Raw genomic sequence first — 21,046 nt, forward strand, 5'->3', positions numbered from 1 at the left:
TCGACTGGGTCAGGGAGCGAGCCGCTCCCTGACCCAGTTGCCGTTCGGCAGCGAGCGGTAGCGCAGCCGGTCGTGCAGCCGGGACTTGCGGCCCTGCCAGAACTCCCAGACCTCGGGCACCACCCGGAAGCCGCCCCAGTGCTCGGGACGCGGCGGGTGCAGCCCGTACCGGGCGGACGCCTTGGCCGCGTTCGCCAGCAACACGCCGCGATTGGGGATCACCTCGCTCTGCGGGGACGCCCAGGCGCCGATCCGGGAATCCACCGGACGGCTGGCGAAATAGGCGTCCGACTCCTCGGCGCTGGTGCGCTCGACCCGCCCCTCGACTCGCACCACCCGCTCCAAGCCGGGCCAGTAGAACTGCAGCGCGGCGACCGGATGGCCGGCCAGCTCGCGTCCCTTGCGGGAGTCGTAGTTGGTGTAGAACACCACCCCGGCGGCGTCGAAGCCCTTCATCAGCACGATCCGGGTGGACGGCCGTCCGTCGGCGCCCACGGTGGCCACCGTCATCGCGTTGGGCTCGGGCACGCCGGCGGCGACGGCCTCGTCGAACCAGCGTCCGAACTGCCGCAGCGGCTCGTCGGCGGCCCGGTTCTCGTCCAGGCTGTCCCGCTCGTAACTGATCCGCATCTGGGAAGGGTCCATGCGGGCGAGCCTACGATCTGTGCCGCAGTTGTCGGGGTATCGGTGTACCATTGACGCCATTGACGCCAGGGAGGGCGACGAAATGTCCGGTTCGGTAATCAAGGCGCGCGCGGAGCAGTCGTCCAAACGACGACTCACCGCCGACAAACGCAAGAGCAAGGCGCCCAAGCACCGCAGGGCCACCCCTCACGAGGGCTCGACCGGCGCTGCTCTCAAGAATGTGAAGCGAGCACTGGCACCGCTCGGCGTCAGCTACGCCGAGTTCAACGTCGCCGTAAAGTCCAGTGGTCTCACGGTGAATCCCGCTCGGTTGGCGATAGTCGCGCGCATATCGCCGATGGCGTTCCGGAAGACCGTGCGCGACCTGTTCGGCGAACCGGGCACCACCCGGGCAGGGCCCGGGGCGACCGCGAGTGGCCGGCTGTCGCTGGCCGACGTCTCCGACCGCGTGGCAGAGACAGTCGCCGCCAAGACCGGAAAAGGCAGCCTCACGATCGGGGAGGCACAGGCGGTGATCGACGCGGCGGCGGACGCGCTACCCGACCGCGACGATCCGACCCAGGCCCTCGGGCCGTACTACGACAGCGCCGGTTTGCAGCGCCGTCTGAACGTCACTCGCCAGGCGTTGCACGGCCGCGTCGAACGGAACACCTTGCTCGGGGTGGAGGCTGACGACGGGTCACGGCTCTATCCGGTCTGGCAGTTCGGCGCGGACATGCGCGTCCTTCACGGGCTGCCGCCGGTGCTCCAGGAACTGGATCGGGTGGCCGAGGACGGTTTCTCGAAGGCGGTCTGGTTGGTCGAGCCTTCCCCGGAACTCGGTGGAGTTTCCGCGGCGCAGTGGCTGGCCGAAGGCAGGGATGCGGCTGTGGTCCTTTCGCTGGCGCACACCGACGTCGAGCGGATGTTGCGGTAGTGGGCCGGAAACGGCGGGATGCGGTCTTCCTCGGCCCGCCCAAGAAGCCTCGGGCGCTGGCGAAGAACTTCCCGCGCGCCGACGGTCTCCCGCTCGATCAGTGGTTCCGGGCCCATTGGGACGGGCGGCCGGCCGAACCGGACCGCGGCTGCTGGTGGTTCGCGTCATTCACTCCGCCTGCCGTGGGCGAAGGAAGGTTCGATCTCCCCGAGCCTCGCGGCACCTGCTACTTCGCCGACGACATCGAGGCAGCGGTCCGCGAGCGTGCCGGGCGGCGCTGGGGCACCGGTAGGTTCCTCCCACCCGCCGCCCTCGCGGGCACAACCGTGTCGCACGTCGACCTGCGTCCCTACACGGACGGACACCACGTCGCAGACGTCGATCACCGGGACGCCGTCGGCTACGTCACCCGCGAGCTGTACGGCGGCGCCCGATACAAGCTCACTCAGCGGCACGCGGATGCTTTCGACAAGGCCGGGTTTCGCGCCCTCCGTTACCGGCCCCGATCGACGCCTGGCGATCCGGCCGCGCTGGCCTTGTTCGGCGCCGCGGGCCGGCCGGAACCCCCTCGTCCGGCGGCTGAGGTGCCCGACTGGCGCACGCAACTCCGATCCAAGGTGCGCGATACGGTCAAGCGGAGCCGGGCAACGATCATCTCGTAGCCGAGGTTCCCAGCCCCCGCGCCCTCGGCCCTGCGCCTGTCAGCGGGCGGCGCGGGGCCGGGTCCGGCCCTCCATCGCCCGCTGGCAGGCGTCCACCGTCTCGGGAGCCAAGTCGACGCCGAGCACCCGCGCCTGACCGGTCACCCAGCGCACCAGCCGCTGCACCTCGGCGGCGTTGCCGGCCAGCGCTTCGGTGTTGATCCGCTCCACCAGCAGCAACTCGTCCTCGGGCGCGGCCAGCAGGGCCCGCGCGGCCGCCCAGCGGGCGACGTCCAGGTCGTGGTGCTCCAGCGCCCAGCGGGTGAGCAGCACCCCGGCGTCCCGGATCAACGAGGCGATGTCGGTGCGCAGCTCCTCCGCCCAGCGCCACTGCCCGGGAGCCGCGTCCGCCAGCGGTGCCCCGCGGACGAACTCCAGCACCCGCACCAGGGTGTCCGGCGCCAGCCGGTTCAGGCCGGACGCGGTCAGCACCTGGACCCGCTGCCAGTCCGACTCGACCGCCGGGTGCAGCTCGATCCGGCCGGAGTAGGCCTGCCGCAGGTACGGCTGGCCGTCGGCGTCCGACCCGAGCCAGGCCCGCAGCCGGGACATATTCGAGCGCCGGGTGGTCTCGGCGACCACCAGTTCGTTCGCCATCCGGGTCGCGGTGCTGCGCGGGTTCTGCAGCAGCCAGGCGCAGTACTCCTCGCACTGCCGGCGAGCCCGGGCCGGCTGCGGGCCGGCGGTGCCGACCAACTCGATCGGTCCGATCAGCTTCAGGTAGGGATGGTTGACCGTCTCCGGTTCAGGCTCGCCGACCTGGACCGATTCGCGGCGCTGCACCAGCGGCCGGACGTTGTCGGCGTCCGACCACCAGGGTGCGTCGGTGTCGGTGGCTTCGTCGGTGGCGGCGAAGATGGTGCCGATGGCGGCCCGGGTATGGGCGGCGATCAGTTGCGGACGCAGCGACAGCCCGTCGGGCTCCAGGCTGGCCTGCGGATCGCTCTCGGTTCCGGACAGCCGCAGCACCGCGTCGCCGCTGCCGGCCACCACGCCACCGACGCCGAGATCGCGGTCGGCGAGCAGCCGCGCCAGCCGGGACGCCTCCGCGTCGTCCAGTTCGTCGGCGACCAGCAGGACCTGCGCGGCGCCGGCCTCGGCCCGGTCGGGATCCACCCGCAGCAACGCAATGGCCGACTCGTCGGCGCCCCGCTCGACCAGCAGCGCCTCGAGTGCGTCCAGGGCCGGCTCGGCCCGGGCGTGGAAGCTGACCAGTTCGGGGCAGGCGGCGCGGACGAACATCTCGTCGCCGCCGACCACCGTCAGGCTGAGCTCGGACGCCCACGGCGAACAGGACAGTTCGACCGCCATGGCCGCGGCGGCGGCGTGGCGCAGGGCGCGCGGCCCGTCCAGCGCCAGCGGCGAGCGGGCCTCCAGGTCGACCATGATCCAGGCGTCCTGGTCGTCACGACCCAGGGTCACCAGCGCCGGGAACGGCACCGGGTGCGTCGACGGCGGCAGCGCCGAGGCCGCGGCCGTGGTCAGCCGCCAGCACCCGTCGGTCTCGTCGAAGCCCTCGGGCGCGCCGACTGCGGGCGGTCGGGACCACTCGAAACGCACGCTCGCCTCGTCCAGCCTGATCAGCTGGAGCCGCGGCAACGGCGAACCGGTGGCGTGGGCGTGCGCGCCGAGCGTCCGCAGGGCCTGTTCCAGCAGTTCGGTGCTCTCGGGTCGTTCCCGGTGACCGAGCGCGGTCTCGTAGCGCCGGACATCCACCGGCGGGTGGTTGATCCGGCGTCCGATCGGACGCGCCCGCAGTTGGCCGAGGCGATTCACGCCCACGCCGGCCAGGATCATCGCGGCGGCGGCACCGGACAGTCCGCCGATCAGCGGCCAGGCCGGGTCGGACGCGGGGGTGCCGGCCTCGACCGGCTGCTGCTCGGCCGGTTGTTGCTGGGCCGGCTGTTGCTGTTGCGGTGCGGGTTCCGGCGCCGGTTGCTGGATCTCGGGGGCCGGTTGCTGGATCTCGGGGGCCTGCTGCTGCGGCACCGTCGCCGGCTTGCGCACCGGACGGGCCTGTACCGGCTTCGATGAGTCGGCCGGGCCAGCCGGAATGACCAGCTTCCAGCCGATGTCGATCTGGTCGGGATCCTCGATCCGGTCCCGGTTGGCCTGGAAGATGCGGGTCCATTTGGCCGAATCCCCCAGGTGCTTCTCGGCGAGGCCGCTCAAGGTGTCGCCGCGGCGCACGGTGACGGTGCGCGGCTCCGCCTTCGGCCAGCCCGTTTCGGGAATCGCCAGCCGGACGCCGGGGGCGAGATCGACGGTGGGGTTGGCCAGCAGCTCCGGATTCGCGTCGGCGATCAGCCGCCACCGGCTGCCGTCGCCCAACACTTGCTCGGCGATGCTCCACAGGTCGTCCCCCGGCCGGACCAGATAACCTCCCTTGTCGGAGTGGCCCTGGTGCTCGGACGAGCGGGCTTCCTGCGGCTGATCGTCGCTGGTCGCCGCGACGGTCGCGGTCGGCGCGGTCGCCGGTTGCTGCGGCGCTGCCTGGGCGGGCAGCACGCCGGCGGACAGCGCGGTGACCAGCAGCGCCCCGGCGATCGACTGCAGCCCGCCGAGCAGCGGGAGCCGCAACGGCACCGCCCGGCGTCCGATCAGGTTGACCGCCTCGACCAGCACCGAGACGGTGAACGCCAGCCAGGCCAGCCAACCGATCACGGTGAGCAGGGCCAGCACGGCCGACCCGTCGTCCGGCCTGGTCAGGTTGGCCAGCGCCGCCGGCGCCACCCCCCAGGACAGCAACGCTGCCGGGACGGCACCGACGATGACCAGCAACAACAACGCCGCCGCAGCGGCACGCACACGGCGAGCCATCTCACCCTCTCCTTCGATAGCGATCCAACACGGAGCCGGCCTCGGCCTGCACCTGCCAGCTTCCGGGCCAGCCCGGCACGATCAGATCGGACAGCGGCACCGTGCAGGACACCCGGGTCCGCACCTGCGCCGGCTGCCCGACCGGCACCTGGAAGCCGGTGACGTCCACCTCGACGTTCAACGCCGTGCAGTTCAAGCCCCGGGTGGACGCCTGGTCGCGGGCGATCCGTTCGCCGTCCGAACGTGCCTGTGCCGGCGTCCGGGCCAGGGACGCGGCCCGGGCCGAGGTGCCGGCGATCTGTTCCACGATGGTGTGACCGTGCCAGATCCGGGCGGCTCCGATGGTCATCGCGATGAGCAGTCCCAGCGCCGGAACGATCACCACGAACTCCACCGCGGCCGCGCCGCGTTCGGAGCCTCGCCGGTTCACGGTCCGGTCCTCTCCACCGGCATCACCGCATGCTCGGTGACATTGCCCAGGCCGAGATCGATGATCAGCGGCGCGTGCCCGGTGACCACCACCCGGACGGTGCCGGACGACCGCTCGATCCGGACGTCGGCGCCGACCAGGCCGCCGGCGCCGGCGATCCGGCGGCCCATCGCGGCCGCATCGGAATCGGAGCCCCGGTCCCAGGCGACGTGCTCGGCTGCCGCGGTGGCCGCCTGGCTGGCGACGTTGCGGCCGTGCAGCCAGACGCCGGCCTGGATGGTGCCCAACACGGTGAGCATCAGCACGGGGACCAGCATCGCCCACTGGGTCGATTCCGAGACCCCGCGCTCACTCACTTGAGCGGACCGAGGTTCTTGTCGACGAAGCCTTTGACAAGACCAACGATCACGACCGCCACCGCAACGGCGCCAGCCAACAGTAGAGCGTTCTCGGTGGACTGGGAGAGCCCCTTCTCGCTCCGCTTCGGCGGGCTGAGCAGGAACCCGATCAGGGTGTGCAGCAAGCTGGTCATGGCGGTACTCCTCAACGGTTGGAAATCAGGTGCTCAGCAGTCTGAGCAGGGGCGGGACCAGGAAAATCAGCCCGAAGATCAGGCTGGGGACGACCATCAGGAAGGTCATCCGTTCGGAGACGGCTGCGGCCTCGATCTTGGCCTTGGTCAGGTGCGCGTCGCGCAGCTCCTTGACCCGGGCGCGCAGCGCGTCGGACAGTGAGGCGCCCGAATCGTCCAGTTTCATCACGTCGGCGATATCGGACAGGGCGGGCAGTTCGAGTTGCTCGCCCAACTGCTTCAGGTCGGTGAACGGCGCCCGCTGCTCCAGACGGGAGCGTTGCAGCGAATTCCGGATCGCCACGAAGACCGCCTGCTCGGACACCCCGGCGGCGGCGTGCAGCGACTGGGTAGCGCTGGAGTTGGCCAGCCGTTCCAGGGTGACCAGATCGATGAAGGTGAGCAGCGCCTCGGTCGCGTCGGCGGACACGCTGCGGGCCTGGCGTCCGATCACGATGTCAGGCAGGAAGAACCCGATCACGCCCAGCAGCACGGCGACCAGCATGGGGACCATCAACGATTCGCCGCTGACCAGCAACAGGACGGCGCCCGCCACCGTCGGCAGCGCGAAACCGGCCAGCGCGGCCAGCACCTTGTAGCTGTAGAACCGGTCGAGGCCGATCCCACGCAACTGCAGTTGATGGGTGACCTTCTGATCCACCGCACGCGGGGCTCGGCGGCGTACCCAGGCGCCCACCCGATCCGGGCCGGCGACGGGAGCCGCGGCCCCGACCACCGGATCGACTCGTCCGTCCAGCACCCGCAACGCGTCGGCGAGCCGAGGATGGGCCGGAACGAAGTAGCCGCTCAGCGCCCACAGCCCGGCCGCCAGCAGCACCCCGGACGCCATCGCCACCCACAGCCCGCTCATCGCAGGCTCCGCAGGATCCGGTCCCGGCGACGCGGCAGGGTCATCCGACGCATCACCAGCAACGCCGCCACGTACAGGGTGAGCAGGGACAGCAGGATGACCTGGCCGAGCGGGGTGCCGTAGGGAGCGAAGAACTCTCGGCCGAAGAGCAGCGCCACGGCCAGCACGACCAGGGTGATGACGGTGACCTGCCGGACCACGATCCGCGGCTTGGCCCGCTCGGTCTCGATCTCCCGCTGCGCCTTGAGCCGATCCTGGATCGAGTCCGCCAAGGCGTTCAGGGTCGCGGTGGCACCGGTGCCGCCGCGTTCGGAGGCCAGCGCCAACGAGGCCAGCACGGCGTCGGCGTCCGGCGAATCGAGCTCGTCGGCCATCGCTCGGAGCGCCTCCTGCGCCGTCCACCGCTCGTCGAGCCGGGCCACCAGCAGGGCCAGCGGCGGGGCCAGTAGGTCGGGAGCGTTGCGCACCGAGACCCGGATGGCGTCGGTGATGGATCGTCCGGTCGGCAGGGTGGCGGCCAGGCCGCGCACCCACCGGTCGAGGGATTCCAGCAGGTCGATGTCGCGGTTCGGCGGGGCGCTGAGCAGCATCGGCAGGCCGACGACCGCGATCGGCACCACGACCACCATCACACCCATCCCGGTCAACGCGGCGAAGCCGACGCCGGCCACCACACCGATCGCCAGCCGCGGACCCTGTGCCCGGAGCAGGGCGAGCATCCGCCGCCGGGCATCCGTCCCGGACCGTCGGCGCAGCGCCGGCTGATCGGTCCGCGGCCGGAAGCCCAACACGACCAGCACCACCCCGCCGACCAGCAGGGCGCCGAGCAGGGCCGCCAGTGCCGCGGTCACGGCTGGTCCCAGGCGTGGTGGAACTCGGCCAGTTCGTCGGCGAAGGCGGGCTCCGGATGGAAGACCTCCGGCTGGGTCGCGGTGGCAGCCGAGTAGACCAGGTGGGTCACCGGACGTCCGGCCTCGATGGCGCCGGTGAGCTGGCGGATCTCGGCCACCAGCCGGGTCCGGCGTCCGCCTCGCCAGGTGTCGTCGACCAGCTTCACGTAGACCAGCAGGTGGATGTGGTGGGCGATCTGCCGGTAGGCCTCGTCGACGCTCAACACCCCGCCCTGGGCCACCCGGGAAGCCAGCCGGTCCATGGTGGAGGACGCCGAATGCGAGTGGGTGGTGCTCAACGTTCCGGCTCCGGACTGCATCGCCTCGAACATCGCCCCGGCCTCGGTGCCGCGCACCTCACCGACCACCAGCCGGGAGAGGTTCTGCCGCAGCGCCTCGGGAATCAGGTCGGCGACGGTGTACTCGCCGAGCCGGCGTCCGTCCTGATGCTCGCCCAGCCCGACCTTGGCCTGCAGCGCGAGCATGTTGCGCCGGTTGGGTCGCAGGTGGGTGAGCAGTTCGTAGTCGGTCTCCAGCGTGCCGAACCGTTCGTTGTCGGGAATCGCCTCGATCAGCGCCCGCAGCAGGGTGGTCTTCCCGGCACCTTGGTCGCCGGCGATCACCACCGATTTCCGCGCCATCACCGCCGCGTGCAGGAAGCGTCCCACCTGGTCAGGCAGCATTCCGGTGCCGACCAGGTCCTTCAGCGACACGTCGGTAAGAATGTGCTGCCGGATGGTGATGGAGGGCCGGTAGGACAGCCCGAAGCCGATCGCATGCAGCCGGAAACGATCACCCAGCGCCAGCGTCATGGTCGGGTGCGCGTCGTCGAACGGACGGGCCGGGGTCACCGATTCGCCGAGGAAGCGGATCGCCTCGACCAGCTCCTGGTCGGAATCGGCCACCGGTGGACGCTGCTCGCGCCGGCCGTCGCCGAACTGCACCATCACCGAGTCGTGGCCGTGGATCTCGATGTTCTCCGCGGCCGGGATCTCGAACAGCGGCTGCAGCCGGCCGTAGCCGAAGATGGCGCTCTCCACGCTGTCGGCGTAGGCACGTTCCAGCGCGATCGACCACAGCGCCTGCCCGTTGCTGGACAGCTCTTCGACGTGGTCGCGGACCACCTGCCGCACGATCGAGCGGCCCAGCAGCCGCCGGTCCACCTCGGGCATCGCCACACCGTTGGCCTCGGCATGTTCGGCCAGCGCCCGGGTGATCAGCTCGGACGCCTTGCGCCGCAGCACCACCACCAGGCTCCAGTCGACCGCCACCTCGTCGGCGGTGGCCTCCGAGCAGGGCTGGGTGTCGGCCCAGTCGGGTGCCTCGGCGTTGCGCGGACGGCGTCCGGGCAGCCGGTCGGCCGAGACGGTGGTCTCGAACGGCAGGTCACGCAGCAGCGGGACCGCGGTCAGCTTGGTCATCGGCGGGCCCCGATCAGTTCCCGGGTGGCGTCCAGGCGTCCGGCGATCGAGGCGGACGCCTTGCGCAGCGCCCGGACGTAACCCGAGTCGGCGAACCGGCGCGGGCGCGGCGCGCCGTCGCTGAGCACCGCGGCCGGCGCGGCGGCGTGCGGCAGTTCGGCTGCGACCGTGGTGGCGAACTGCTCCTGCACCTCGGCGCGTCCGTACGGCATGCCCGGCCCGATCAGCAGCAGCGCGGTGTGCTTGGCCTCCTCGGCGAGAGCCGGCAGATAGAGCCGCAGACCCGCCAACGCCACCAGCGACGTCCGGGTCACCAGCAGCACCAGGTCGGCCTGCCGGGTCAGCGCCGGGGGCAGCCCGTCGGCACCGATGCGTCCGGCGTCGACCAGGACGTCCTCGTCGCGGGCGGCCAGGGTGGCCGTCAGGTCCGGCCAGGCCGATCCGAACAGCCGAACCATGCCGGGATGCGGAAAGCCGGGCAGGAAGCCGGCCGGCTCGGCGACGTCCGACAGCGGCGGCAGCGTGATGATCTCGTGGTCGAGCACGTCGTCGAGCCGGCGTCGCTCGCGCAGCGCCGGCAGCAGCCGTCCCAAACCCTGCTGACCAGGGCGTTCGCCACGCAGGTAGCCGGCAAGGACGTTCTGGGTCGGCGTCCGGTCGGCGTCCACCAGCAGCACCGGGCGCGGCCAGGTCAGCGCCAGGCCCAGGGCGGTCGTGGTGGTTCCCGGTGCGTGACCTGCCGAGGCCAGCACCACGAGGGCCATCAGTTGCTCCGCTTCACGACGACGATGCGGCCGGCCGCCGCCAACCGGGCCACCTGGTCGCTCACCGCGTCGGCGACCATCACCTCCAGCGAGGTGCTGCCGTCGGCCAGCACCACCGGCGCCACCGCCACGGTCGCGCTGAGGGCCGCGCCGCCCTGTCCGCCGTCGTTGGCGGCGGTGGTCGGCACCAGCATCACCGGCGTCCCGGACGGAAGCGGCGACACCGGCACCTGGCCCGGGTTCAGCTTGAGCCCGAGCCGGGAGAAGCCGCGCCGCACCTCCGGTTCGCCGACGGAGGACGGGGTGAGCAGCGATCCGTTGGCCAGGTCGACCAGCGCGGTCTTGCCGACCAGTTCGTCCGCTCGTTCCGCGGGGACCGTCTCGACGCCGAGATGGCTACCCAGGCTGACCGGGCCCAGATCGGCCGGGCCGATCACCTCGCCGCGGTACACGGTGCGATTGACCTTGAGCACCGAAGTCGCCTCGGCCATGTTGAGATACAGCACCGCCGAGCCCAGCCCACCGAGGCAGATCGCGAGCACCCCGATCAGGATCCAGCGCAGGTTGCGTCGTGGCCTGACAGTGGCGGTGGCCGGTGACGTGCTCGAGTCGGTCATCGTCGGGTACCTCTTACTTGATGATGCGTGCGATGAGCGTAAGGGCACCGAAGGGTGTTCCTAGGAGGTCTCAGGAAATCTGTGGATAACTGGGGGTATTTGTCCACAGGTCGGATCGGCTCCGGAAATCCCGCGGACTCGTCCCGAAACGCCGCTTGAACGCCGCGCTGAAACTGAACCCGCTCGCATAGCCGACCTGCCGCGCCACCGACTCCAGGGTGGGCATCGCTGCGGTCCTGCAGGCCTGAGGACCGATCGACGTCCGGTGGTCGATCGCCGCTCAGCGTTTGGGTACGCCGTTCTCCGCGGTCGGTTCGGGCCGGTCGGTCTGATCCAGCCATTCCGCGAAGAACCCGGTGAGGTCCTCCGGGGTCGCTTCGTCGGCGGCGCGGCGGAAGTCCTCCAGGCTGCGCGGCCCGTGCTGCTGCGCCCAGGACCGGAAGAAGGGGAAGAAGGTGGAGTCGCCCATCCGGTTCCGCAGCGCGTGCACCACCGTCGGGCCCCTGTCGTAGACGCGGACGAACAGCTCGTTCAATCCCGGATCGGACAGCGCCGGGCGCCAGAAACGGTCCGATCGGGCACTGCCGAAGTAGTACTCGTCGAAGTTAACCGCCGGGCTGCTGCCGGTGGTGACCAGCCACTCGGCGTAGCTGGTCAGGCTCTCGTTGTTGAACATGTCGTTCCACTCGGCGAGGGTGACCGTGTCCCCGAACCACATGTGCGCCAGCTCGTGGTTCAGCAACGACTCGGTGCCCACCGCGCGCGGGTCGTAGACCGGGTTCATCGCGACCTCCAGGCCACCCCAGTTGAGCTCCGCGGAGGGCACGAAACCACCCATGCCGCTGAACGGGTAGGGCCCCAGATGCGTCTCCAGCTTCCGGATCGCCGCCGGCGTCTTCCGTAGCCAACGCAGGGCGCGGGTCTGCTCAGCGGCCGTCAGCCGGGTACTGACGGAGTAGACGAACGGACGCCCGTCGGTGCGGCCCTGCTCGACCCGGTACTGCCCGACGGCCAGGAAGGTGGCGTAGCTGACGGTGGGCGCGTCCACCTGCCAGACCCAGCGGTCGGCGCCGGGGTGGTCGGGATCGGGTCCGCGCCCGGTCAGCCGGCCGGCGCAGATCGCCTCGACGCCGCGCGGCACCCGGACGGCGAACCGCATCGTCGCGGCGTCCCGGGGATGGTCGTTGACCGGGAACCACAACGACGCGGCCCTGGGCTCCCCGGCGATCAGGAAGTCCTCGCCGGTGCGGTAGTACGCCGGCGTGCCGGGCAGCGAGGCGCCTTCCGGGCTGCCCTCGTAGTCCACCGCGACGGTGAAGGCGGCCCCGGACGCGATCGCGGGCCGTCCCGGGTCTGTCCGGGTCGCGGTGATCGCCAGGTCGTCCCTGCTCTGGGTGAACCGGGCCGGAACTCCGTTCACGCTGACCCGGCCGACCCGCAGCAACAGGTCGAGGTGGAACTCGTCCAGGTCCTGCCGGGCCACCGCGGTGACCGTGGCGCTGCCGCGCAGCTCCCGGGCCAGCAGCGTGGCATCCACGGTGACGTCGTAGTGCTGGACGTCGTAGCCGCCCCCGCCCGCCTCCGGCAGGTACGGGTCGCCCATCCCGGGCGCCCCGCGGACCAACCCGTCGGGCGTCGTGGTGGACGCCGGCGACGGCGTCCGGACCCCCGACAGCCGGTCGCCCAGCGTCGCCAGCACCAGCACGGTGACCACCAGCACGGCGGTGAGGACCAGCCAGAACCGTTGGGTGAGCGACACGCCGCCAGCCTGCCAGACGCGCCAAGCACCACCCCGGACGCCAACCCGAACGACCCCGGACGCCAACCCGGACGACATCGCCTGCGATAAGGCACATCGCCTGCGTAGGAACACAGGCGATGTTGCGTTACCGCAGGCGTTGTCGGGGCGGCGTCCGCTCGCTCAGCAAAAGTTCGACACAGAGTCAGCAAACGTTCGAGTTGGATCCAGCAAAAGTTCGCCCAAGGTCCAGCAAACGTTCGGGCAGCGCTACGCTGGCAGTCGTGAAAACCCTCATCCGCCGGCACCTCCTGCCACACGCCGACGAACTGCTCGGAGTGTTCCCGGCGCTGGTCGTCCAGGGAGCACGTCAGGTCGGGAAGAGCACATTCGCCCAGATGCTGCTCGCGGATCGTCCGCATCTCAGCGTCAGCCTGGATGACGTCGACATCGCCGAAGCCGCGCGCCTCGACCCTCGCGCCTTCGTCAGCCAAGCCGGCTCCGGCACCCTCGTGATCGATGAGGTGCAACGCGACCCGGCCCTGTTGCTGGCCGTCAAGTCTGCGATCGACGCCGATCGCAGACCGGGGCGATTCGTGATGACCGGGTCATCCGATCTGCTCCGCCTGTCGCGAACCCCCGACTCCCTTGCCGGCCGAGCCGTCACCGTCGATCTGCACGGCCTGAGCCAAGGAGAACTCGCCGGGCGGCCGGAGGACTTCGGCGCCTGGGTAGAACGTGCCTGGGGAACCGAGCCAGCGACGGTCCGCTCGTCCTGGTCGCGCAGCCATTACGTCAGCGCCCTGACGCGCGGCGGATACCCCGACGTACGCGACCTATCCGACCGGCTGCGCGCGGTTTGGTTCGACAGCTATGTCGACCGCCTGCTCACCCGTGACGCCTACGACGTGTCGCGCGGGTTGTCCAGCGATCGGCTGAGTGCCGTGTTGCGGCTCGTAGCAGCGAACCAGGGCGGCGAACTCGTCCCCACCCGGCTCGCCGACGCCCTGTCGATACCCAAGTCGGTCATCAGCACCTATCTGGCAGCGTTGTCGACGCTTTACCTGACCAATGATCTGCCGCCCTGGGGTCCCAATCTCACCAAACGCGAGATCGGACGCCACAAGGTCGCTGTAGCCGACTCCGGGCTCGCAACACGGCTGGCCCGGCTTCGTCCCGCCGCACTCGAGTCGCTGACCGCGGCCACCGCCTTCGGCGCCCAACTGGAAGCGTTCGTGGCCGCTGAACTGACCAAGCAACGCGGTTGGTCGGCCGCGGAGTATGACCTCTACCACTTCCGGGATCGGAACGGCCTCGAAGTCGACCTCGTCATCGAGTACGACGACGGTCGCGTCTTCCTCATCGAGGTGAAGGCGTCCTCCACCTACCGGAGCGATCACGTCCGCGGCATCCGGCAACTCGCCGATCGACTGGGCGACCGGTTCATCGGTGGCGCGGTGCTGGGTCTGTCGACCGAGCCTCTGCAGCTCGCCCAGGGGATCTGGGGGCTGCCGATCTCCGTCCTCTGGGAGCACCCCTGAGCCTGCTGAACCTGCCAGCCCGACGACATCGCCTGCGATAAGGCACATCGCCTGCGTAGCAACACAGGCGATGTGTGTTACCGCAGGCGATGTCGGGCCGGCTCAGCTGCCGCGCAGCAGGTCGGTGAAACCGGCGTCCAGTTCGAACTCGTCGGCGACCGGGAGGCCGGGACGCTGCGCGACCAGCTCGGCGAAGGCACGGGAGGCCGCCTCGATCCGGGCGGCCAGGTGTCCGGACGCCTCACCCCAGTCGGCGGTGGCGGCGAACACCCCGAGCGGGGCGATGCTGGCCTTCAGGTAGTGGAACAGCGGCAGCAGGGCGGTGTCGATCACCAGCGAGTGCCGGGCGGTGCCACCGGTGGCGGCCAGCAGCACCGGGCGTCCAGCCATGGTGCCCTCGTCGAGCAGGTCGAAGAACTGCTTGAACAGGCCCGAGTACGAGGCGTTGAACACCGGGCTGACCACGATCACCCCGACCGCCCGGCCGAGCGCCGCGTAGGCGTCCGACAAGGCCGGGGAGGGCACCTGGGTGACCAGCTGGTGGGCCAGGTCGGACGCCAGCGTACGCAACTCGATATGCCGCAGTTCGACCCGGACGCCGTCGGCGACAAGTGCCCGCTGAGCGGCCTGGCCGAGCCGTTCGCCGAGCAGCTGGCTGGACGACGGCGTCCCGACCCCGGCGCTGACCACCACGATCTCGCCGGCGGTCACCGGGACTCCCCCGCCTCGGCGTAGCTGCCGATGCCGTCGGCAGTGACCGGGACCGGGAGCGAATCGCGCGCGGCCGCCACCAGCGAGGTGTGCGTCGGCGCCTCGGGCACGTGTGCCGGACGTCCCTGGGCGAAGCCCTCGCGCAGCGCCGGCAGGATCTCGCCGAGCAGGTCGAGCTGCTCCAGCACCGTCTTCAGCGGCAGGCCGGCGTGGTCGACCAGGAACAGCTGGCGCTGGTAGTCGCCGACGGAGTCGCGGAAGGACAGCGTCCGCTCGATCACCTGCTGCGGCGACCCGACGGTCAGCGGGGTCTGGGCCATGAATTCCTCCAGGCTCGGCCCGTGGCCGTAGACCGGCGCCACGTCGAAGTAGGGACGGAACTCGCGCACCGCGTCCTGGCTGTTGCGGCGCATGAAGAAGTGCCCGCCCAGCCCGACGATCGCGGTGTCCGCCGCGCCGTGGCCGTGGAACTCGAAGCGGCGCCGGTACAGGTTGACCAGCTGGCGGGTGTGGCTCATCGGCCAGAAGATGTTGTTGTGGAAGAAGCCGTCGCCGTAGAAGGCGGCCTGCTCGGCGATCTCCGGGCTGCGGATCGAGCCGTGCCAGACGAACGGCGGGACGTCGTCCAGCGGCCGGGGCGCCAGCGTGAAGCCCTGCAGCGGCGTCCGGAAGCGGCCCTCCCAGTCGACCACCGGTTCGCGCCACAGCCGGCGCAGCAGCGCGTAGTTCTCCACGGCGAGGCTGATGCCGTCGCGAATGTCCTTGCCGAACCAGGGATAGACGGGTCCGGTGTTGCCGCGGCCCAGCATCAGGTCGACCCGGCCGTCGGCCAGGTGCTGCAGCACCGCGTAGTCCTCGGCGATCTTCACCGGGTCGTTGGTGGTGATCAGCGTGGTCGCGGTGGAGAGGATGATCCGCTCGGTGCGGGCCGCGATGTAGCCCAGCAACGTGGTCGGACTGGACGGGTGGAACGGCGGGTTGTGGTGCTCACCGTGCGCGAAGACGTCCAGGCCGATCTCTTCGGCCTTGGTCGCGATGGTGACCGCGGCCTTGATCCGCTCGTGCTCGGTCGGCGTCCGGCCGGTGGTCGGATCGGTGGTGATGTCGCCGACGGTGAAGATGCCGAACTGCATGCCTGCTCCCGAGTAGTTGTCGTTTCAACCATACTCGTCAACGCCGGACCGAGCGAGTCTTGTTCCCCCAGGCAATCGCTTCCCTAGATGGTGATCAGCGGCAGCCGTGGAGGTCCGTCCCCGCGTACCGCGGCCGCGAGCGACGCCGGGTCTCGACCCGACCGGCGTCCCGGGGTGACACTGAGTCATGGACGAACTGGCCCGGGCCCGCGACCTGCTGCGCGACGCCGCCCGGGTCGCCGTGCTCACCGGCGCCGGGATCTCCACCGCGTCCGGCATCGGCGACTTCCGCGGCCCGCAGGGTCGCTGGACCCTCGATCCGGACGCCGAACGCGTCTCCACCCTGTCCTGGTACCTCAACGACCCGGACGTCCGGGCGAAGGCGTGGCGCTTTCGGGCCGAGTCCCCGGTCTACGACGCCGAACCGAACGCCGCCCACCGGGCGCTGGTCGACCTGGAGCAGGGTGCCCGGCTGACCGGGCTGGTCACCCAGAACACCGACGGGCTGCACCAGCTGGCCGGATCGAACCCCGAACTGGTGATCGAGCTGCACGGCAACAGCCGCACCTGGCGCTGCGAGCGGTGCCGGGCGACCGGGCCGATGACCGAGATGGTCCGGCAGGTGCGCGCCGGGGATCCCGACCCGCGCTGCCCCTACGACGGCGGCATCGTCCGGGCCACCACCATCCTGTTCGAGGAGAACCTCGACCCGGCCACCATCGACGCCGCCGTCGGGGCCGTGGAGGAGGCCGACGCGCTGCTGGTGATCGGCACCTCGCTGACCGTCCACCCGGCGGCCGGGCTGGTGCCCTACGCACACCGCCGGGGCGCGGCGGTGGTGATCGTGAACGCCGAACCGACCGACTACGACCGGCTCGCGCACAGCGTCCATCGCGGCCCGATCGTCGAGGTGGTTCCGGCGCTGCTGCGCTGAGCCGACACCGTCCGGCAGGGACGCCCAGGAAACGGCCGCAATGCTGGCGTCGTTCCGGCGGAACCTCTCAACACCTCAATCCACCGATTGGCGCCTACTGCGCGACCCCAGCTGGGCGCACCGGCTTCGCCGGACCCGCTCACCGTGCGACGCGAGGTCTGCAACACCCAAACCGGACGGAGCCGCGCCTACCCCAACGTTGCAGCATGGTCACAATCCATCAACGATCGGGCCAACGAGCTTCGCTGGCGCGTCCCCGCCCGCAATAGTTCTCGCATCATCGCGACGGCGGGTCGCGAGCGACAAGGAGGAAATGTGCGTAACAAGAAGCTGCTCGGGGGCGCTGCCGCCCTGTTGAGCGCGTCTCTGCTGTTCGCCGGTTGTGGCAGCCGCACCGAGCCGGCCGCCAGCGGTGCGCCGGGAACCACCACCAAGGTCGCCAAGATCGGTGTCATCGCGCCGCTCACCGGTGACCTGTCGGTGATGGGCCTGGGCATCAAGAACTCGGTCGACCTGGCGATCAAGCAGGCCAACGAGAAGAACGCGATCCCGGGCTGGAAGCTGGAACTCGCCGCCGAGGACGACCAGGCCACCGCCGACGTAGGCGCGAACGCCGCCACCAAGCTGGCCTCCGACAACCAGGTGGTCGGCGTGGTCGGCACGCTGAACTCGGGTGTCGCCCAGCCGGTGCAGCCGATCCTCAACGACGCCAAGATCGTCATGGTGTCCCCGGCCAACACCAGCCCGAACCTGACCCAGGGCGCCGACCTGACCAAGCCTTCCCGCACCTACGCCAACTACTTCCGGGTCTGCACCACCGACTCGATCCAGGGCCCCTTCGCAGCCCAGTACCTGTACGACTCCGGGGTGAAGAAGCTCGCCGTGGTCAACGACAAGAAGCCGTACGGCCAGGGCCTGGCCCAGGCAGTGGCCAAGAAGTTCAAGGAACTCGGCGGTGACGTGGTCGCCGACGAGACCGTCAACAAGGACGACAAGGACTTCTCCACCGTCATCGACCTGATCAAGCCGAAGAGCCCGCAGGCCGTCTACTTCGGCACCGAGTTCCAGTTGGCCGGCCCGATGAGCAAGCAGATGAAGGACAAGGGCCTGAACGTTCCGCTGATGGGCGGCGACGGCATCTACGACGCCAAGTACATCACCCTCGCCGGCGCCAAGTCCGACGGCGACCTGGCCACCTCGGTGGGCGCCCCGATCGAGTCGCTGGCGTCCGGCAAGAGCTACACCGAGGCGTACAAGGCCGCGGGCTACTCCGACGGCTGGTCGGCCTACGGCGCCTACGCCTACGACGCCGCGAACGCCATCATCGACGCGCTGAAGAAGTCGCTGTCGAGCACGGCGGACGCCAAGTCGGCTCGTCAGGCCACCATCGACGCCATGGCATCGGTGAGCTTCGACGGCGCCACCGGCAAGGTCGGCTTCGACCAGTACGGCGATGCGGTCACCAAGACGCTCACCGTCTACGTGGTCGAGAACGGCAAGTGGACGCCGAAGAAGACCGGCGAACTGAAGTAGGTCATCGACTACTGATTCTGTGGGGAGTCGCTTCCGGGCGGCTCCCCACAGAGCCGATGGGAGGCCGGTATGGCTTTTTTCTTCGACCAACTGTTGAACGGCCTGTCACTGGGGGCCCTCTATGCGCTGATCGCAGTGGGCTACACGGTGGTGTACGGCATCGTCCAGCTGATCAACTTCGCCCACGGCGAGATCTTCATGATCGGCGCCTTCGGGGCGATGTCCACCTGGGTCGTCCTCGGCTGGCTCGGCGGTGACGCCGAGGCCTGGTGGAATCTGCCGCTGATGTTGATCGGCGGCATGGTGGTGGCAGTGCTCACCGCCGTACTGATGGAACGGTTCGCGTACCGTCCGCTGCGCAACGCGCCGCGGCTGGCGCCGCTGATCACCGCCATCGGCATCTCGATCTTCCTGCAGGAACTGGTCCGCCTGTTCTACGGCCGGATCCCCGGCTTCCCGGACGCCAAGGCGGCCATCCCGTTCCCGCAGATCGAGTTCTTCACCGGCGACCCGGTGAACATCGGCGGCCTGCTGGTGCACCGCGGCAACATCTTCGTCGTGGTCGCGCTGGCCGTCTGCTGGGCGTTCCTGTGGTGGTTCGTCAACCGGACCGCGATCGGACGCGCCATGCAGGCCGTCTCGCAGGACCCCGACACCTCCCGGCTGATGGGCATCGACGTCGACCGGATCATCGTGGTCGCCTTCGCCGTCGGCGCCGCGCTGGCCGCGGTCGCAGGTGTGGCCAGCGGCCTGCGCTACGGCAACATCGACTTCAAGATGGGCTTCCTGGCCGGCCTCAAGGCGTTCACCGCCGCGGTGCTGGGCGGCATCGGCAACATCAACGGTGCCGTGGTCGGCGGACTCACCCTCGGCGTGGTCGAAGCCATGGCGTCCTCCTACATCCAGGGCCAGTTCGGCGGGCCGTCCTGGAAGGACATCTGGGCCTTCGTCCTGCTCATCCTGATCCTGGTCTTCCGGCCGCAAGGCCTGGTCGGCGCGAGAGTGGTGGACCGCGCATGAGAATCCCAACCGTCTTCACCCCGGCGCTGCAGCGCCGCTACCACGGCCTGGGCCGCATCCTGGCGCTGGCCGGCGGGCTGGTGTTCGCCGTCTCCGCCTACCTGCCCTGGGCCTACGCCTCCGACGCGCTGGACGACATGTCCTACCTGGGTGGCCCGTCCACCCTGCAGTTCCTCGGCCTGGCGCTCGGCCTGATCCTGGCGCTCTGCGCCGCGATGAGCTGGATCGAGCCCTGGGCCGACACGAGGAAGCTCGTCCCGGCGCTGCTGAAGGTCAGCAAGCGCGTCGGCTGGACCCGCGGCGCCAAGGCCACCGGCATCGGCGTGCTGGCCTACATCGCCGTGGTGCTGATCGCGATCGCACTGGAACTCGGCGGCCTGGTCACCGTCGAGTGGGGCGGCTGGGTGGCGCTGGTCGCCGCCCTGTCGGGCTGCGTCGGCACCCGGCTGCTCACCGCCGGACGCCAGCCCAGCCTGGAACGGGTCCGCACCGCCGGCTGGGTCGGCATCATCGCGATCGCGCTGGTGTTGCTGGCCGGCCTGCTGCTGGCCGCCTATGCCCTCAACCAGGTCGACGGCGGCACCTTCGTGGTGATCCTCGCCTTCGCCGGCGTGCTCACCGCGTTCATCCTGCGCAGCGGGCTCGGCGGCTGGCTCTCGGCGGTCAGCCAACGGCATCGCATGGTGCTGGTGTTCGCCGCGTTCGCGGTGGCCTTCCTGTTCCCGTTCACCCAGAACGGCTCGGACGCCAATATGTCGATCGCCACCCAGGTGCTGATCTTCGCGTCCACCGCGGTCGGGCTGAACATCGTGGTCGGCCTGGCCGGCCTGCTCGACCTGGGCTACATCGCCTTCCTCGGCGCCGGCGCGTTCACCGCGGCGACGCTGAGCCAGTCGGCCTTCGCCACCATCGGCTGGAAGCCGCCGTTCATCGTGGTGATGCTGATCGCCGGGCTGGTCTCGGCGACGCTGGGCCTGATCATCGGCTCGCCCACGCTGCGGGTCTCCGGCGACTACCTGGCCATCGTCACGCTGGCCTTCGGCGAGATCTTCCGGATCACCATGAACAACCTGGACGGACGCGACGGCCCCGACCTGGTGCACGGCTCGTCCGGCATCCCGGCGATTCCCAACCTGAACCTGTTCGGCTTCGACTTCGGGGCGGTGCACACCGTGCTGGGCATCCCGCTGGGCAGGTTCTCGAACTACTTCTTCCTGATGCTGCTGATCATGGCGGTGATCGTGCTGGTCTTCACCCGGCTCAACCACTCCCGGATCGGACGCGGCTGGGTGGCCATCCGCGAGGACGAGAAGGCTGCCGAGGCGATGGGCGTCAACGTCTTCGGGCTGAAGCTGCTGGCCTTCGCCGGCGGCGCCTTCCTGGCCGGCCTGGCCGGCGCGGTGAAGGCGCACGTCGACCAGTCGGTGACTCCCGACCAGTACATCTTCCTGGAGTCGGCGTTCCTGTTGGCCGCGGTGGTGCTGGGCGGCATGGGCACCGTGATGGGCGTCATCCTGGGCGCCGTGCTGCTCAAGCTGGTGCCCGAGAAGCTGCGCTTCGTCAACGAGTACCGGATGCTGCTGTTCGGCCTGCTGATGGTGGTGATGATGCGGGTCCGGCCGGAGGGCATGGTGCCCAACCAGCGCCGGGTACTGGAGTTCCACTCCGACGACGAAGACCTGATCGACGAGATCGAAGAGGACCTGCCGTACGAGTTCGTGGAGGAGCGCTGATGAGCACCGACAATCCGACCGTGGTGACCGACGGCTCGCCGGGGCATCAGGTCGGCA

At 70.2% G+C, this 21,046-nt stretch carries 21 protein-coding genes; 7 read left to right on the forward strand and 14 right to left on the reverse strand.

The window, feature by feature from the left end:
• Window positions 1–9: 9 nt before the first annotated feature.
• Window positions 10–645: a pyridoxamine 5'-phosphate oxidase gene (gene pdxH / locus QM582_RS18235; protein ID WP_415086808.1), complete on the reverse strand. Its 636-nt coding sequence runs from the start codon at window positions 643–645 to the stop codon at window positions 10–12.
• Between the two features lie 19 nt (window positions 646–664).
• Here pdxH and QM582_RS18240 point away from each other — a divergent pair, with 19 nt between their 5' ends.
• On the forward strand, window positions 665–1,561 hold the full coding sequence (locus QM582_RS18240; RefSeq protein WP_415086810.1) for a hypothetical protein: 897 nt from the start codon (window positions 665–667) through the stop codon (window positions 1,559–1,561).
• Window positions 1,561–2,223, forward strand: a complete 663-nt coding sequence (locus QM582_RS18245; protein WP_415086811.1) for an RES family NAD+ phosphorylase — start codon at window positions 1,561–1,563, stop codon at window positions 2,221–2,223. Before QM582_RS18240 ends, QM582_RS18245 begins: the two co-directional genes overlap by 1 nt.
• Window positions 2,224–2,262: 39 nt before the next feature.
• On the opposite strand, the gene QM582_RS18250 is transcribed toward QM582_RS18245, so the two are convergent.
• The 11 genes from QM582_RS18250 to QM582_RS18300 all read right to left on the reverse strand — a co-directional run bounded on the left by QM582_RS18250 (window position 2,263) and on the right by QM582_RS18300 (window position 12,405).
• Window positions 2,263–5,082: a LysM peptidoglycan-binding domain-containing protein gene (locus QM582_RS18250; RefSeq protein WP_415086812.1), complete on the reverse strand. Its 2,820-nt coding sequence runs from the start codon at window positions 5,080–5,082 to the stop codon at window positions 2,263–2,265.
• Window position 5,083: 1 nt separating this feature from the next.
• Window positions 5,084–5,512 carry a TadE/TadG family type IV pilus assembly protein gene (locus QM582_RS18255; protein ID WP_415086814.1) on the reverse strand — a complete coding sequence of 143 codons (429 nt, stop codon included), beginning with the start codon at window positions 5,510–5,512 and terminating at the stop codon, window positions 5,084–5,086.
• The gene (locus tag QM582_RS18260; protein ID WP_415086816.1) at window positions 5,509–5,868 is read right to left on the reverse strand and encodes a TadE/TadG family type IV pilus assembly protein; all 360 of its coding nucleotides are present in this window, start codon (window positions 5,866–5,868) and stop codon (window positions 5,509–5,511) included. The genes QM582_RS18255 and QM582_RS18260 overlap by 4 nt, the downstream gene beginning before the upstream one ends.
• Complete coding sequence (locus QM582_RS18265) at window positions 5,865–6,044, reverse strand: hypothetical protein (RefSeq protein WP_415086818.1); 180 nt, start codon at window positions 6,042–6,044, stop codon at window positions 5,865–5,867. Before QM582_RS18265 ends, QM582_RS18260 begins: the two co-directional genes overlap by 4 nt.
• A 25-nt stretch (window positions 6,045–6,069) precedes the next feature.
• The gene (locus QM582_RS18270) at window positions 6,070–6,954 is read right to left on the reverse strand and encodes a hypothetical protein (protein WP_415086820.1); all 885 of its coding nucleotides are present in this window, start codon (window positions 6,952–6,954) and stop codon (window positions 6,070–6,072) included.
• Window positions 6,951–7,805, reverse strand: a complete 855-nt coding sequence (locus QM582_RS18275; RefSeq protein ID WP_415086821.1) for a type II secretion system F family protein — start codon at window positions 7,803–7,805, stop codon at window positions 6,951–6,953. Before QM582_RS18275 ends, QM582_RS18270 begins: the two co-directional genes overlap by 4 nt.
• Entirely contained in the window at window positions 7,802–9,265 is a 1,464-nt protein-coding gene (locus QM582_RS18280) for a CpaF family protein (RefSeq protein WP_415086823.1), read from the reverse strand. The genes QM582_RS18275 and QM582_RS18280 overlap by 4 nt, the downstream gene beginning before the upstream one ends.
• Entirely contained in the window at window positions 9,262–10,029 is a 768-nt protein-coding gene (locus tag QM582_RS18285) for a hypothetical protein (protein ID WP_415086824.1), read from the reverse strand. Before QM582_RS18285 ends, QM582_RS18280 begins: the two co-directional genes overlap by 4 nt.
• The gene (locus QM582_RS18290) at window positions 10,029–10,646 is read right to left on the reverse strand and encodes an SAF domain-containing protein (RefSeq protein ID WP_415086826.1); all 618 of its coding nucleotides are present in this window, start codon (window positions 10,644–10,646) and stop codon (window positions 10,029–10,031) included. Before QM582_RS18290 ends, QM582_RS18285 begins: the two co-directional genes overlap by 1 nt.
• 70 nt (window positions 10,647–10,716) lie before the next feature.
• The gene (locus QM582_RS18295; protein ID WP_415086828.1) at window positions 10,717–10,872 is read right to left on the reverse strand and encodes an AraC family transcriptional regulator; all 156 of its coding nucleotides are present in this window, start codon (window positions 10,870–10,872) and stop codon (window positions 10,717–10,719) included.
• Between the two features lie 54 nt (window positions 10,873–10,926).
• Window positions 10,927–12,405, reverse strand: coding sequence for a M1 family metallopeptidase (locus QM582_RS18300; protein ID WP_415086829.1), 1,479 nt, complete (start codon window positions 12,403–12,405; stop codon window positions 10,927–10,929).
• Between the two features lie 263 nt (window positions 12,406–12,668).
• Between QM582_RS18300 and QM582_RS18305 the strand changes: the two genes are divergently transcribed.
• A complete protein-coding gene (locus tag QM582_RS18305) occupies window positions 12,669–13,925 on the forward strand; it encodes an ATP-binding protein (RefSeq protein ID WP_415086831.1) in 1,257 nt (418 codons plus the stop codon).
• Between the two features lie 102 nt (window positions 13,926–14,027).
• On the opposite strand, the gene QM582_RS18310 is transcribed toward QM582_RS18305, so the two are convergent.
• Both QM582_RS18310 and QM582_RS18315 read right to left on the reverse strand, forming a co-directional pair.
• The gene (locus QM582_RS18310; RefSeq protein WP_415086832.1) at window positions 14,028–14,636 is read right to left on the reverse strand and encodes a CE1759 family FMN reductase; all 609 of its coding nucleotides are present in this window, start codon (window positions 14,634–14,636) and stop codon (window positions 14,028–14,030) included.
• Window positions 14,633–15,769: an LLM class flavin-dependent oxidoreductase gene (locus QM582_RS18315; RefSeq protein ID WP_415086833.1), complete on the reverse strand. Its 1,137-nt coding sequence runs from the start codon at window positions 15,767–15,769 to the stop codon at window positions 14,633–14,635. The genes QM582_RS18310 and QM582_RS18315 overlap by 4 nt, the downstream gene beginning before the upstream one ends.
• A 187-nt stretch (window positions 15,770–15,956) precedes the next feature.
• On the opposite strand from QM582_RS18315, the gene QM582_RS18320 reads away from it, so the two are divergent.
• The 4 genes from QM582_RS18320 to QM582_RS18335 all read left to right on the forward strand — a co-directional run bounded on the left by QM582_RS18320 (window position 15,957) and on the right by QM582_RS18335 (window position 20,989).
• Complete coding sequence (locus tag QM582_RS18320) at window positions 15,957–16,703, forward strand: SIR2 family NAD-dependent protein deacylase (protein WP_415086835.1); 747 nt, start codon at window positions 15,957–15,959, stop codon at window positions 16,701–16,703.
• A gap of 315 nt (window positions 16,704–17,018) precedes the next feature.
• Window positions 17,019–18,236, forward strand: a complete 1,218-nt coding sequence (locus tag QM582_RS18325; protein WP_415086843.1) for a branched-chain amino acid ABC transporter substrate-binding protein — start codon at window positions 17,019–17,021, stop codon at window positions 18,234–18,236.
• Window positions 18,237–18,305: 69 nt separating this feature from the next.
• Window positions 18,306–19,256: a branched-chain amino acid ABC transporter permease gene (locus QM582_RS18330; protein WP_415086847.1), complete on the forward strand. Its 951-nt coding sequence runs from the start codon at window positions 18,306–18,308 to the stop codon at window positions 19,254–19,256.
• Complete coding sequence (locus QM582_RS18335; protein WP_415086849.1) at window positions 19,253–20,989, forward strand: branched-chain amino acid ABC transporter permease; 1,737 nt, start codon at window positions 19,253–19,255, stop codon at window positions 20,987–20,989. The genes QM582_RS18330 and QM582_RS18335 overlap by 4 nt, the downstream gene beginning before the upstream one ends.
• Window positions 20,990–21,046: the final 57 nt, after the last annotated feature.

It is taken from the genome of Micropruina sp., assembly GCF_047607385.1.
Lineage (GTDB): Bacteria > Actinomycetota > Actinomycetes > Propionibacteriales > Propionibacteriaceae > Micropruina.